Raw genomic sequence first — 12,663 nt, 5'->3', positions numbered from 1 at the left:
GGCGACCTCCATGTCTGCAGGTGATAAAGTCTCAGCGGGTGATAAAGCCTGCGATCAGGCCGCGCGCATCATGGTGCGGCTGTTGCTGTTGGCCGCTCGCGGCTGTCTTGCCCTGACGTCGCAGGCTTGCTGGATGATGCGAAACCGGGTGCCGCCGGCATCGTTCGGCTCGATCCGGAAGATGACGTGGCTTTCGCGAAACGGCGGCTCGGACTCGCGGAGCCGGTAACGCACCTCTTCGCCGGTGACCGACGACAGGGGCTCGGCGCCGGCGAGATCGCAGTCCGGAAGCCAGCGTTCGCGCAGCGCCGGAATGGTCACCGCGCGCCAGACCTTTTCGGGCGGCGCGTCGAGCTCGTATTCGAGCACCAGGGCTGCATCCGCGTCAGGCTCGGCTGTGTCGCTCATTGATCCATGTCCTTCAGCAGATCGGAAAGCGCTTCGATGCGCTTCGGCCAGTAGGCGCGGTAGCGGGCGAGCCAGGTCCCGATGCTGGCGATCCCGTCCGGATCGACTTCATAGTTCACGAAGCGGCCCTGCCGCTGCTCGCGCACGAGGCCGGCGGCGCGCAGCACCGCCAGATGCTGCGACATCGCCGGCTGGCTGATCTCAAGCCCGTCGCGCAGGGCGCTGGCGTTCAGGCTGCCCCCGGCCAGCTTCTCGAAGACCTTGCGGCGGGTCGGATCGGCCAGCGCCTTGAAGATGTCGGTGTCGATCATGCCAACACATAAGCATATACTTATGTGTCGTGCAAGCCTGAACTTGTCCCGCGCAGCGTGACGCGGCGCTCGGGTACTTTGCATGGGGTTGTTTTGCGAATTTGCCCCGCAGCGCCGATCTCGTCCCGGCGATGCGAGCCCGGCTGCTACTGCAGCGCCTCGCCGTGCTGGGAAATGTCGAGACCCTCGAGCTCCTGCTGCATCGAGACCCGCAACGGCACGAACGCGCTGACCAGCTTGAGCAGCACGAAGGTGACGCCGCCGCACCAGACGAAGGTGACCGCGACGCCGTAGAGCTGGATCAGGAGCTGCTTCGGATTGCCCTCGAGCAGGCCGGAGGTGCCGCCGATCGCCGCGACCGCGAAAATGCCCGCGAGCAGCGTGCCGGTCAGGCCGCCGATGCCGTGCACGCCGAACACGTCGAGCGAATCGTCATATTGGAAGCGATGCTTCAGCCAGGTGCAGGCCCAGAAGCAGACCAGGCCGGCGATGATGCCGATGATGACGCCGTGCCACGGCGCGACGAAACCGGATGCCGGGGTGATGGTGCCGAGCCCCGCGACCGCGCCCGAGATCATGCCGAGCACCGACGGCTTGCGCCGCGTCGCCCATTCGATCGCGCCCCAAGTCAGCGCGCCGGCGCAGGCTGCAAGATGCGTGGCGGTGATCGCCAGCACCGCGCGCGAATTGGCCGCCAGCGCCGAGCCGCCGTTGAAGCCGAACCAGCCGACCCAGAGCAGGCCGGTGCCCATCACGGCGAGCGACAGGTCGAACGGCGACAGATTGTCGTGGCCATAGCCGTGCCGGTTGCCCATCACCTTGGCCGCGACCAGACCGCTGATGCCCGCGGACAGATGCACGACGAGGCCGCCGGCGAAATCCAGCACGCCCATCGAGGCGAGGAAGCCGCCGCCCCACACCCAATGCGCCAGCGGCACATAGGCGAAGATGAACCAGCCGACCGAGAACAGCACATAGGCGGAGAACCGCATGCGGTCGGCGACCGAGCCTGCGACCAGCGCCACCGTGATGATCGCAAAGGTCATCTGGTAGAGCATGAACAGCGCTTCGGGGATGGTCTTTGCCGCCGGATTGACGCTGTCCATCGTGATACCAGCCAGGAACCAGCGGTCGAGCGAGCCGAGCCACGGACCGTCGCCGACGAAGCTCAGCGAATAGCCGAAAGTGACCCAGAGGATCGAGACCAGCGCAACGGCCGTGAGGCTCTGCGCCATCGTCGCCAGCACGTTCTTCTTGCGCACCATGCCGGAGTAGAACAGCGCAAGCCCGGGGATCGTCATCATCAGCACCAGCGCGGTGGCGACGATCATCCAGGCGGTGTCGGCGGCGTTGATGCCGGAGTTGGCTGCTGCCTGGTCTTGCGCGAAGGCCGGCGTGCCCGATGCCCACAGGATTGCAGCAGTGATCGGCGCAGCTGATATCGCTGCACGAAGAGCTCGTGCCCCCATCATCATTCCCCGGCGTGTCGTCGTTTCTTGGTGTGTGGTTTTGGCGTGCGCCGGCGTGGTTGCCGGCGATGAAGTTTCAGAGCGCGTCGTTGTCGGTCTCGCCGGTGCGGATGCGCAAGGCGTGGTCGATCGGCGTCACGAAGATCTTGCCGTCGCCGATCTGGCCGGTGCGGGCGTGCTGGGTGATGACGCTGACCGCCTTCTCGGCGAGCTCGGTGTCGACGGCGATCTCGATCCTGAGCTTGGGCAGGAAGTTCACGACATACTCGGCGCCGCGATAGATCTCGGTATGGCCCTTCTGGCGGCCATAGCCCTTCACCTCGGTCACCGTCATGCCGTGGACGCCGATCGCGGTCAGCGCCTGGCGCACCTCATCGAGCTTGAACGGTTTGATGATCGCGACGACGAGTTTCATGGTTCAGGCCTTCATTCCCTAGAGGTTTTCCGTGTGCGCCCGTCCCCGGAGCGGCACTTGCCGTCCCCGGAGCGGCACCGGCCGCCTTCCGAAGCGGCAATTTGCCATCCCCGGCCAGCATTTCGCGTCCGCCAAATCTGGCAGCTTTCTGGGCAAATGGCACAAAAAACTTGCAGGTTGAAGGGGAAAACGTGCGCAGCGCGTGAACTCCGTCACTGTACGGGACGACAACCGTCGGCCAGAATATGGCTTTCCCGCCCCGAGCAGCGGTCCCGCTGGCTCGATTTGCTACCGCGTGTGCGTGCGCGCGCCCTGAGGACACAAAAAATGTCGGACCGAAACTGGTTTTATGCATCCGAAGGCCAGCAAAAGGGGCCCCTTCCCGAAGCCCAGCTCCGCGACCTGATCACCCGAGGCATGGTGGGCGCCGATACCCTGGTGTGGACCGAGGGCATGGCCGGCTGGCAGAAGGCCGGCGAGATTCCGGGCCTGGTGCCGAGCGCCGCGGGCGCGCCGCCGGCATTTCCGCAGGCCGGCGGACCGCCGCCGGTAGCGGCATCCGGCAGCTACAGCGGAGGCACGCTGTCGGCCGACTTCCCGATCTGGGGCCTGTTCGGACGCAGCCTGCTGATGTTCATCGGCCAGATTTTCGTGATCCCGGCGCCGTGGACCGCGACCGGCCTGTACCGCTTTGCGATTCCCTATATCCGCGTGCCGGGCCGGCCGCATCTCGCCTTCAACGGCCAGCCGCTCGACATCTGGTACGTCTTCATCGTGCTCGGTCTCTTGACCTATGCCGGCGCGGCCAACAGCAACATTGTCACACTGCTCTCGCTGCTGCTGCAGGGCTTCCTGAGCTGGATGATCGTTCGCTGGATTCTCGGCAATCTCAGCTCGAGCGGACGCGAGCTGCCGATCTCGTTCAAGGGCAGCCCGGTCGCCTATGTCGGCTGGTACGTCGCGATGGTGATCTCGGCCATCACCATCATCGGCTGGGCCTGGGTGATGACCGCTTGGGTGCGCTGGATCTGCCGCAACATCGACGGCACCCGCCGCGAGGTCACCTTCAACGCCTCCGGGCTCGAGGTGCTGTGGCGTACCATCGTGTTCTCGATCGGCTGCGCCTTCCTGATCCCGATCCCATGGGTGCTGCGCTGGTACGCCAACTGGTTCATCTCGCAATTCGCGTTGACCGAGCGCGGCGCCTACGCCGAAAGCTAGATCACTTCGGCTCTGAATGAATCAGAGCTGAAGTTCTACTTCTTGTTTGACGCGTTTTCTTCACGCGAACCGGGGCCCATCCCGCATCAAGTGCGGGACAGGCTTCGCTCGAAAACGCTTGGTTACTTGCGTTCGCGCACCGAACCTTCTTGCGCGACGGACGCCACCAGCGTGCCGTCGGGCTTGAAGATCAGGCCGCGGGTCAGGCCGCGGCCGGACTGCGCGCTCGGCGAATCCTGCGCGTAGAGCAGCCATTCGTCGGCGCGGAACGGGCGGTGAAACCACATCGCGTGATCGAGGCTCGCCGGCATCATGCGACGGTCGAACAGTGTGCGGCCGTAGCGCGCCATCACGGCATCGAGCAGCGAGAAATCCGACGCATAGGCCAGCGCGCACAGATGCAGCGCCGGATCGTCGGGCAATTTCGCCGCGGTGCGGATCCAGACATGGATGCGGCCGTCGTCGATCTGCTGGCCGAAATAGCGGCCGAGCTCGACCGGACGCAGCTCGATCGGCCGGTCGCTCTCGTAGTAGCGGCGGATGAACTCCGGCATCTCCTTGAACATCGGCTGCTTCGACACTTCCTCCGCGGTCAGCTTCTCCGGCGGCGGCACGTCGGGCATCTTCTCCTGGTGATTGAAGTTGGTCTCTTCGTCGGCATGGAACGAGACCATGATGGAGAAGATCGCATTGCCGTGCTGGATCGCGGTGACGCGGCGGGTCGAGTAGCTCTTGCCGTCGCGCAGCCGCTCGACCTGGTAGATGATCGGGATCTGCGGGTCGCCGGGCAGGATGAAATAGCAATGGATCGAGTGCGGCAGGCGGCCCTCGACGGTGCGACAGGCCGCGACCATCGCCTGGCCGATCACCTGGCCGCCGAACACGCGCTGCCAGCTGGTCTTCGGGCTGTTGCCGCGGAACAAATTCACCTCGAGCTGCTCGAGATCGAGGATGGACAACAGGTCGATCAGGCTTTTGGACATCGGTGTTGCTCTCTTCCGTCATTCCGGGGCTCGGGTAAGCGAGAACCCGGAATCCATTCATCTACGGATCATGCGGCCCATTGGATCCCGGGCTCGCGCTGCGCGCGCCCCGGAATGACGAATGGGGCTGAATGGCCGCTCTTGTTTCTGCCCCCTGTTTCGCCCAGCTATTATCAGGTAGCAAGCACAGTCTGATGGCGTCGGGCGCGTAAGGAAATGGCATGCCGGCACAACGAAGTATCGTGATCTGCGGGGGCGCGTTTGCAGGGCTGGCGCTGGCCGTGGCGTTGCGCCAGGGGCTTGGGCCGGACATCCCGGTCATCGTGGCCGATCCGGCGTTGAGCCAGCGCCCGAGCCGCGACCCGCGCGCGACCGCGATCGTGGCGGCCTGCCGGCGGCTGTTCGAGACGCTCGGGGTGTGGGGCAAGGTGGCGCCGACCGCGCAGCCGATCACCGACATGGTCGTGACCGACTCCAAGCTGGAGGACGCCACGCGTCCGGTGTTTTTGACCTTCGCCGGCAATGTCGAGCCCGGCGAGCCGTTCGCCCACATGGTCGAGAACCGCTATTTGATCGATGCGCTCGCGACCCGCGCCGAGGCGGAGGGCGTCGAGCTGCGCGCCGCCGCGGTGTCGAGCTTCGCCTCGCGGCCCGACGGCGTCAGCGTCACGCTGGCCGACGGCGCCGAGATCGATGCGAGCCTCTTGGTCGCTGCCGACGGCGCCCGCTCGAAGCTGCGCGAGCGCGCCGGCATTGCGACCCATGGCTGGGACTATGACCAATCCGGCATCGTGGTCACGGTCGGGCATGAACGCGAGCACCATGGCCGCGCCGAGGAGCACTTCCTGCCCGCGGGTCCGTTCGCGATCCTGCCGCTGACCGGCAACCGCTCGTCGCTGGTGTGGACCGAGACGCGCAAGGACGCCGCGCGCATCACGGCGCTGAGTGACGCGGAATTCCATGCCGAGCTCGAGCAGCGTTTTGGCCTGCATCTCGGCGAGATCAAGGCGCTCGACAAGCCACGCGCGTTCCCGCTCGGCTATTTCGTCGCGCGCTCGTTCATCGCCGAACGCCTCGCGCTGATCGGCGACGCCGCGCATGTGATCCATCCGATCGCGGGGCAGGGGCTCAATATGGGCTTGAAGGATGTCGCAGCGCTGGCCGAGGTCGTGGTCGATGCGGCGCGGCTCGGCATCGATCTCGGACAGGCCGACGTACTCGAGCGCTATCAGCGCTGGCGGCGCTTCGACACGATGGCGATGGGGGTTGCCACCAACTCGCTGAACTTCCTGTTCTCCAACGAATCGACGCTGCTGCGCACCTTGCGCGATATCGGATTGGGCCTGGTCGATCGCGCGCCGCCGCTGAAGAGCATGTTCATCCGCCAGGCGGCGGGATTGTCCGGCGAGGTGCCGCGGCTGCTGAAGGGCGAGGCGCTGTAGGGGGTGTATAGGTGCCGTAGCCCGGATGAAGCGTAGCGCAATCCGGGACCGGCCTTCCAGCGGTGAGACTTCCCCGAATTGCGCTTCGCTCCATCCGGGCTACGCTTACATCAATCGATCTTCCTGGCCTCTTCCGGCAGCATGATCGGAATGCCGTCGCGGATCGGATAGGCGAGCTTGGCCGAGCGCGAGATCAGCTCCTGCCGCGCGGCGTCGAATTCCAGCGGTCCCTTGGTGATCGGGCACACCAGGATCTCCAGCAGTTTCGGGTCGGCGGTGCTGTCGAGATGATCGGGCGTCGAATTCATGGATGTCTCCGGCTCGCCGTGATGTAGCACATCCGAATGTCAACTGTCAGCGCTTGGCAATCCGCAGCAGCTCGTCGATTGCGGCCTGCTGACGCGGCTTCGGCAGCGCCTGTTCGGACAGCGCGTAGCCGATGAACGCCCAATAGAAGATCTGCGCCCGGCCGCGCGCCACGTCGTCTTCGAATCCATCCTGCCGGAGCAGGGTTTCGATGTAGCCGATCCGGCGCTGGTCGACCTCGAGCACGGCGGCGCGCACCGCTGCGTCGGCGATGGCCCAGCTACGCACCGCGCGTTCCAGCGCCAGCCGCGCCGAAAAGGCCCGGCGCAGCAACAGCGCCAGCGCCTCGCCGCCTCGCGGAATCGTCTCGAGCTCGGCGATCACCTGTTCGGCGGCGACCTCGCGCCAATGGGTGAGGATCGCGGCGCGGTAGGCGGCGATGTCGGCGAAATGCCAGTAGAAGCTGCCGCGCGAGACGCCCATGGCCTTGGCCAGCGGCTCGGCCTTCAGCGCCGTGAAGCCGCGCCGCGCCAGCGTCTTCAGACCCTGGTCGAGCCAATCCCTGGCTGAAAGCTGTTCCGTCATGGTTCCCCGTCCGCATCGCGACCATACACAAGTGTATTGACAGGCGCCAGCGCCCGGTGTCTTATCCATACAGTACTGTATGGATAGTCCTGAAGGTGTCTCGATGCGTGATGTTCTGCTGCAAGGCGCCGGTGTGATCGCCATCCTGGTCAGCCTGATCCATGGCGTACTTGGCGAGACCAAAATATTCGCGCGCGCCACCGTCGAGCCGCCGCGGCTGCGCCTGTTGCTTCGCCTGGTCTATCAGGCCGGCACGGTCGCCTGGATCGGCGGTGGCGTGCTGCTGGTCGCGGCGCCCGCGATGGCGTCCGATGCCGCGCGGCATTGGATCGTGGCGACGCTTGCGGTCGTGTTCGGCTGCGCCGCGCTCGCAAATGCCGTCGCGACCCGCTTCCGGCATTTCGGCTGGATGGCGATGAGCGCGGTGGTCGCGCTCGCCGCGGCCGGTTACTAGCGAGTGCTGCGATGACCACTGATCGCGTCAGCCTCAGCATCGCCAATGGCGTCGCCGACGTCAGGCTCAACCGGCCGGACAAGCTCAATGCGCTCGATCCTGACATGTTCACCGCGATCGCCGACGTCGGCGCCAGGCTTGCGGACGATCGCAAGGTCCGCGCCGTGGTGCTGTCGGGCGAAGGGCAGGGCTTCTGCGCCGGCCTCGATATCGAGCGCCTGGTCGCCACGACGGAAGGCGAATCCATCCTGCCGTTCGCCGATCTCGGCCAGCGCAGCCACGGCATTGCCAATCTCGCGCAGCATCTGGTGTGGCTGTGGCGCGAGCTGCCGGTGCCGGTGATTGCGGCCGTCCACGGCATCGCGGTCGGCGGCGGCTTCCAGCTGATGCTCGGTGCCGACATCAGATATCTCGCGCCGGCTACGCGGCTTGCCATCATCGAAGCCAAATGGGGGCTGGTGCCCGACATGGCCGGCACGCTGCTGATGCGCCATCTCGCGCGCGACGACGTGATCCGCGAACTGACCTACACCGCGCGCGTCTTCTCCGCCGACGAAGCGCTCGGTTACGGCTTCGCGACCCGGCTCGTCGAGCAGCCGCGTGAGGCGGCACTGGAAACGGCGCGCGCGATTGCGGACCGCAGCCCGGACGCGATCCGCGCCGCCAAGCGGCTGCTCAACCTCGCGGCCGATTGCGATGCGGCGACCGGGCTCGCGGCCGAGACCGCCGAGCAGGCGCTCTTGCTCGGTACGCCCAATCACATCGAGGCCGTCCGGGCGAATCTCGAACGGCGGCCGCCGCAATGGAGTTTTGCATGACCGCCGGAACGGGATTCGATCTGGATCGTCTTGTTGCGACCAATGCGTCGGCGGCCTTCAATCGGCTCGTCGGTCTCGAGGTGGTGTCCGCCGGCGCCGGCGAGGTGGAGCTGCGCATGCCCTGGCGCGACGATCTCACCCAATATGCCGGCCATCTGCACGCCGGCATGATCGCGGCCCTGCTCGACACGGCTTGCGGCTTTGCCGCGGCGTCGATCGTCGGTTCCGTCACCGCATCGCATTTCTCGATGAATTGCCTGAAGCCCGCGGTGGGCCGCTGCTTCGTCGCCAAGGGCACCACATTGCGGGCCGGGCGCCGCCAGGTGTTCGCGCGCGCCGAATTGTTCGCGGAAAACGCACAGGGCGAGGTGTCGCTGGTCGCAACCGGGGAAACGGTGCTGGTCCCGCTCGAGACCTGAGCACACGCGTGATCACAGGCCGTGTGTAGAATTTATGGAGCCATCAATTTCCGTGTGGAATCGGCTTACGTGCGGATAACCATGCCACCAAAAGTTGCAGAAAATTATCGAGAAGACAATTCAATCGGCCTAGCTTGTCCGCGCGGACAACCATGGACCGACGCATGTTTCGTGTTCTGACGTGCCTTTCAGGTGAGCATGACTGGCGGCTAGTTCTGCTCGCCGGACTGGTCTGCTTCGTTGCCAGCATTGTCGCCGTCAACATCTTCCATCGCGCGATCGCATCGCAGGCGAGGACGCGGCTGATCTGGATCGCGATTGCGGGAGCCGCGATCGGCTACGGAATCTGGGCCACGCATTTCATCGCCATGCTCGCCTACGAGCCGGGCGTGCCGACCGGCTACGGCATCTTCCTCACTGCGTCGTCGCTCGCCGTGGCGATGATGCTGACGTCCGGCGGCCTCGGCCTTGCCGCCAGCGATCCCAGCCCATGGCGCGCGCCGGTCGGCGGCGCGGTGATCGGCGCCGGCATCGCCAGCATGCACTATCTCGGGATGTGGGCGCTGGAAGTGCCGGGCCACGTGGTGTGGTCGCTGGATCTCGTGGCGGCCTCCATCGTGCTCGGCATGCTGTTCGGTTACGCCGCGCTCTCGGTTGCGGTCCGCCATCAGGATCGCTGGATGTCGCTGGTCGCGGCGCTGTTGCTGACGCTCGCGATCGTCTCGCATCATTTCACCGCGATGGGCGCGGTCGAGATCGTTCCGGATCCATTGCAGGCGCCGACCGCCCTGTCGCTGTCGCCCGCCTTCCTTGCCATCGTGATCGCGGGCGTCGCGCTCTCGGTGCTCGGGATGAGCCTGGTCGGCGTGCTCGCGGACCGGCGCCTCGCGCTTCGCACCCGCCGCTTCGAGGAAATCATCAGCCAGCTTTCGCTGGCGCGCCAGCAGGTCGAGGCGTCGCAGAAGGAGCTGGAGGAACAGCGGTTCCGGCTCGATACCGCGATCAACCACATGGGTGAGGGGCTCTGCATGTTCGATGCGGAGAAGCGCCTCGTGGTTTGCAACGAGCGCTACGCCAAGATGTACCGGCTGCCGCCCGAATTGCTGCAGCCCGGCACCGCCCATCGCGAGATCATCAGGCATCGGATCGCCAACGGCATCCTCAAGGGCGAGACCAGCGACAGTGCCGCGACGCAGGTGCTCGCGACCTTGAATGCGCTGCCGGCCGGCGAGATCTCGAGCCGGGTCGACGAGCTCTTCGACGGCCGGCTGATCTGCGTGACGCGACAGCCGATGCCCGGCGGCGGCTGGGTGGCGACGCATCGCGACGTCACCGAGCAGCGGCGCTCCGAGGCCAAGATCACCCATATGGCGCAGCACGATGCGCTGACCGACTTGCCGAATCGCGTGCTGCTCAAGGAGTGGATGGAGCAGGCACTCTCCGGCGCAAGGTGCGGCGGGCCGAGCCTTGCGGTGCTGATGCTCGATCTCGATCGCTTCAAGGACGTCAATGACACGCTCGGGCATCCGGCGGGCGACGCGCTGCTCAAGTCGGTGGCCGCGCGGCTGCGCAGATGCGTCAGCGACACCACGCTGGTCGCACGGCTCGGCGGCGACGAGTTCGCCGTGATCGAATATGTCACCGATCCGGTCGAGGAAGCGGGTCTGCTCGCCGAGAAGATCAGGAAGGCGCTCAGCGAGCCGATCGATCTCGGCCATCACCGGGTCACTACCACGACCAGCATCGGCATTGCGATCGCGCCGCGCGACGGCACCGATTCCGACGAGGTGCTGCGCAGCGCCGATCTTGCGCTCTACTCCGCCAAGAGCTGTGGGCGCGGCTCGTTCCGCTTCTTCGAGCCGGAGCTCGATCGGCTGCTGCAGGCAAGGCGCGGCCTCGAGCGCGACATGCGCAGCGCGCTCACCAACGGCGAGTTCGAGCTGCACTATCAGCCGTTCATCCATGTCGCGAGCGGCGAGACCTGCGGCTTCGAGGCGCTGTTGCGCTGGCATCACCCGCAACGCGGCATGGTGTCGCCGGCGCAGTTCATTCCGCTGGCGGAAGAGACCGGCCTGATCGTGCCGCTCGGCGAATGGGTGCTGCGCACCGCGTGTGCGGAGGCGGCCAAATGGCCCGACGACCTCAAGATCGCGATCAATCTGTCGCCGGTGCAGTTCAGGAGTCCGGAGCTGGTGCCGGTGATCGTGCACGCGCTGGCGAGCGCGGGAATTTCGCCCGACAGGCTCGAACTCGAAGTCACCGAGACGGCGATCATCCAGGACAGCGAGGCGGTGTTCGCGGCGCTCAGCCAGCTGCACGATCTCGGGGTGCGGATCGCGCTCGACGATTTCGGCACCGGCTATTCGTCGCTGAGCTTCCTGCAGAAGTTTCCGTTCGACAAGGTCAAGATCGACCGCAGCTTCGTCTCCGAACTGTCGGGCGCGTCGGACGAGTCGCGCCGGATCGCACGCGCGATCGTTCGCTTCGCGGTCAGCCTCGGCAAGACGACGACGGCCGAGGGCGTCGAAACCAGGGAGCAGCTCGACATCCTGCGCGCGGATGCCTGCGTGGAAGTGCAGGGCTTCCACTTCAGCCCGCCGGTGCAGAGCGAGAAGGTCGCGCAGATGATCGGCGGGCGGGCCGCGCCAGCGGCCGAACGTCCCGCGGTTCGTCTCGCGATGGCGGGTGCCGCGTCCTGATCGATGGCCGGCGCGGTTGCGTATGGGGCGTAAGGCCGCAGCAAGCGCTCAAAACCAGTTTGCGCATGGAGCGCAAAGCGGTTTTCGCGGCGGTTAGAATTTCTCTAAAGCCCGCCGCTCGGGCGCTTCCTTGACTTGGCAATCCCCTCGGCATTGTTCACGCATGTGCCCTGCGCGATCGCGTTGTGGGCACGATCGTCAACGGAGGGGAGATGCGCGTGAGAGTGATTTTGAGCGCTGCGCTTGCAGCGTGCGTGGTTGGGGGCGTTCTGGGGCTGGCCGGTTCGGCGGCGTTCGCCGACGGCTACAAGAATTGCACCAAGCTCGACAAGGCGTCGTGGAAGCCGGCAAGCGAAGCCGAAGCCAAGGCCAAGGCGCTCGGTTACGAGGTGCGCCGCTCGAAGGTCGAGGGCTCCTGCTACGAGGTGTACGGCGTCAAGGAAGGCAAGCTCTACGAGCTGTTCTACAGCCCGGAGGACCTCAGCCTGAAGCATACGATCGCCAAGTGAATCGCCAGGTGAATCGCGAAGTGAATCGCGAAGTGAAGCCTGCGCGATGACGAAGGCGGCGCCTGGCGCCCGCGGCGCAACCACGGTGCAGGTCTGGGACCTGCCGTTGCGGCTCTGGCACTGGGCGCTCGCCATCCTCGTCCTGGTCGCCTTCGTGACCCCCAACGTCCATGACCGGCTGCACCGGCTGGCCGGCTATGCCGTGATCGCCCTGCTGGCGTTCCGGCTGATCTGGGGCTTTGCCGGCACGCGCTATGCGCGTTTCGGCAGGCTCGGCGTCCGTCTCCGCGCCGCGCCGCGCTACATCTGGAATCTCCGCCGCGGCATCACCGGGCGCTATATCGGGCTCAATCCCGCGGGCACCGTGATGCTGGTGGTCCTGCTGCTGCTGCTCGCGGTCTCGGCGATCACGGGAGCGATGGAGGTCACCGTGACCTTCTTCGGCATCTGGTGGGTCGAGGACACCCACGTCTATGCGTCCAATGCGGTCCTCGTCCTGATAGTCCTGCACATGCTCGGCGTCATCGTGGTGGGATTGCTGCAGCGTCAGAACCTGGTGCGTGCGATGTTCACCGGACGCAAGCAGCTTCGCAATCGCTGATATGACGGGCCGCGAAAGCTGAA

At 65.9% G+C, this 12,663-nt stretch carries 15 protein-coding genes; 8 read left to right on the top strand and 7 right to left on the bottom strand.

Going from position 1 to position 12,663, the window contains the following annotated elements:
• Positions 1-54: 54 nt before the first annotated feature.
• The 4 genes from BRSPCE3_RS24690 to BRSPCE3_RS24675 form a co-directional block, all read right to left on the bottom strand.
• Positions 55-408: an SRPBCC domain-containing protein gene (locus BRSPCE3_RS24690; RefSeq protein ID WP_244068897.1), complete on the bottom strand. Its 354-nt coding sequence runs from the start codon at positions 406-408 to the stop codon at positions 55-57.
• Complete coding sequence (locus tag BRSPCE3_RS24685) at positions 405-719, bottom strand: helix-turn-helix transcriptional regulator (RefSeq protein WP_244068896.1); 315 nt, start codon at positions 717-719, stop codon at positions 405-407. The genes BRSPCE3_RS24690 and BRSPCE3_RS24685 overlap by 4 nt, the downstream gene beginning before the upstream one ends.
• Before the next feature lie 146 nt (positions 720-865).
• Positions 866-2,188, bottom strand: a complete 1,323-nt coding sequence (locus tag BRSPCE3_RS24680) for an ammonium transporter (RefSeq protein WP_244068895.1) — start codon at positions 2,186-2,188, stop codon at positions 866-868.
• Positions 2,189-2,264: 76 nt separating this feature from the next.
• Positions 2,265-2,603: a P-II family nitrogen regulator gene (locus BRSPCE3_RS24675; RefSeq protein ID WP_244068893.1), complete on the bottom strand. Its 339-nt coding sequence runs from the start codon at positions 2,601-2,603 to the stop codon at positions 2,265-2,267.
• A gap of 327 nt (positions 2,604-2,930) precedes the next feature.
• On the opposite strand from BRSPCE3_RS24675, the gene BRSPCE3_RS24670 reads away from it, so the two are divergent.
• On the top strand, positions 2,931-3,824 hold the full coding sequence (locus tag BRSPCE3_RS24670) for a DUF4339 domain-containing protein (protein ID WP_244068892.1): 894 nt from the start codon (positions 2,931-2,933) through the stop codon (positions 3,822-3,824).
• A gap of 122 nt (positions 3,825-3,946) precedes the next feature.
• On the opposite strand, the gene tesB is transcribed toward BRSPCE3_RS24670, so the two are convergent.
• On the bottom strand, positions 3,947-4,807 hold the full coding sequence (gene tesB, locus BRSPCE3_RS24665) for an acyl-CoA thioesterase II (RefSeq protein WP_244068890.1): 861 nt from the start codon (positions 4,805-4,807) through the stop codon (positions 3,947-3,949).
• 221 nt (positions 4,808-5,028) lie between these two features.
• Here tesB and BRSPCE3_RS24660 point away from each other — a divergent pair, with 221 nt between their 5' ends.
• Entirely contained in the window at positions 5,029-6,249 is a 1,221-nt protein-coding gene (locus BRSPCE3_RS24660; RefSeq protein WP_244068889.1) for a ubiquinone biosynthesis hydroxylase, read from the top strand.
• Positions 6,250-6,359: 110 nt separating this feature from the next.
• Here BRSPCE3_RS24660 and BRSPCE3_RS24655 read toward each other — a convergent pair whose 3' ends face one another.
• The gene (locus tag BRSPCE3_RS24655; RefSeq protein ID WP_244068887.1) at positions 6,360-6,557 is read right to left on the bottom strand and encodes a Trm112 family protein; all 198 of its coding nucleotides are present in this window, start codon (positions 6,555-6,557) and stop codon (positions 6,360-6,362) included.
• A gap of 46 nt (positions 6,558-6,603) precedes the next feature.
• Complete coding sequence (locus BRSPCE3_RS24650; RefSeq protein WP_244068886.1) at positions 6,604-7,140, bottom strand: TetR/AcrR family transcriptional regulator; 537 nt, start codon at positions 7,138-7,140, stop codon at positions 6,604-6,606.
• 103 nt (positions 7,141-7,243) lie between these two features.
• Here BRSPCE3_RS24650 and BRSPCE3_RS24645 point away from each other — a divergent pair, with 103 nt between their 5' ends.
• From BRSPCE3_RS24645 to BRSPCE3_RS24620, 6 genes are all read left to right on the top strand, one after another.
• Positions 7,244-7,594, top strand: coding sequence for a hypothetical protein (locus BRSPCE3_RS24645; RefSeq protein ID WP_244068885.1), 351 nt, complete (start codon positions 7,244-7,246; stop codon positions 7,592-7,594).
• An 11-nt stretch (positions 7,595-7,605) separates the two neighbouring features.
• Positions 7,606-8,412, top strand: coding sequence for a crotonase/enoyl-CoA hydratase family protein (locus tag BRSPCE3_RS24640; protein WP_244068884.1), 807 nt, complete (start codon positions 7,606-7,608; stop codon positions 8,410-8,412).
• A complete protein-coding gene (locus tag BRSPCE3_RS24635) occupies positions 8,409-8,831 on the top strand; it encodes a PaaI family thioesterase (RefSeq protein ID WP_244068882.1) in 423 nt (140 codons plus the stop codon). The genes BRSPCE3_RS24640 and BRSPCE3_RS24635 overlap by 4 nt, the downstream gene beginning before the upstream one ends.
• Before the next feature lie 164 nt (positions 8,832-8,995).
• Positions 8,996-11,530: an EAL domain-containing protein gene (locus BRSPCE3_RS24630; RefSeq protein WP_244068881.1), complete on the top strand. Its 2,535-nt coding sequence runs from the start codon at positions 8,996-8,998 to the stop codon at positions 11,528-11,530.
• A gap of 212 nt (positions 11,531-11,742) precedes the next feature.
• The gene (locus BRSPCE3_RS24625; RefSeq protein ID WP_375709954.1) at positions 11,743-12,039 is read left to right on the top strand and encodes a PepSY domain-containing protein; all 297 of its coding nucleotides are present in this window, start codon (positions 11,743-11,745) and stop codon (positions 12,037-12,039) included.
• 46 nt (positions 12,040-12,085) lie between these two features.
• On the top strand, positions 12,086-12,640 hold the full coding sequence (locus tag BRSPCE3_RS24620) for a cytochrome b/b6 domain-containing protein (protein WP_244068879.1): 555 nt from the start codon (positions 12,086-12,088) through the stop codon (positions 12,638-12,640).
• Positions 12,641-12,663 lie beyond the last annotated feature (23 nt).

The sequence above is a fragment of the Bradyrhizobium sp. Ce-3 genome, assembly GCF_022835695.1.
In the GTDB taxonomy this organism is placed as follows: domain Bacteria; phylum Pseudomonadota; class Alphaproteobacteria; order Rhizobiales; family Xanthobacteraceae; genus Bradyrhizobium.
The sequence above is the reverse complement of the archived record's forward strand: the minus strand, read 5'-3'. Positions and strand labels throughout refer to the sequence as shown.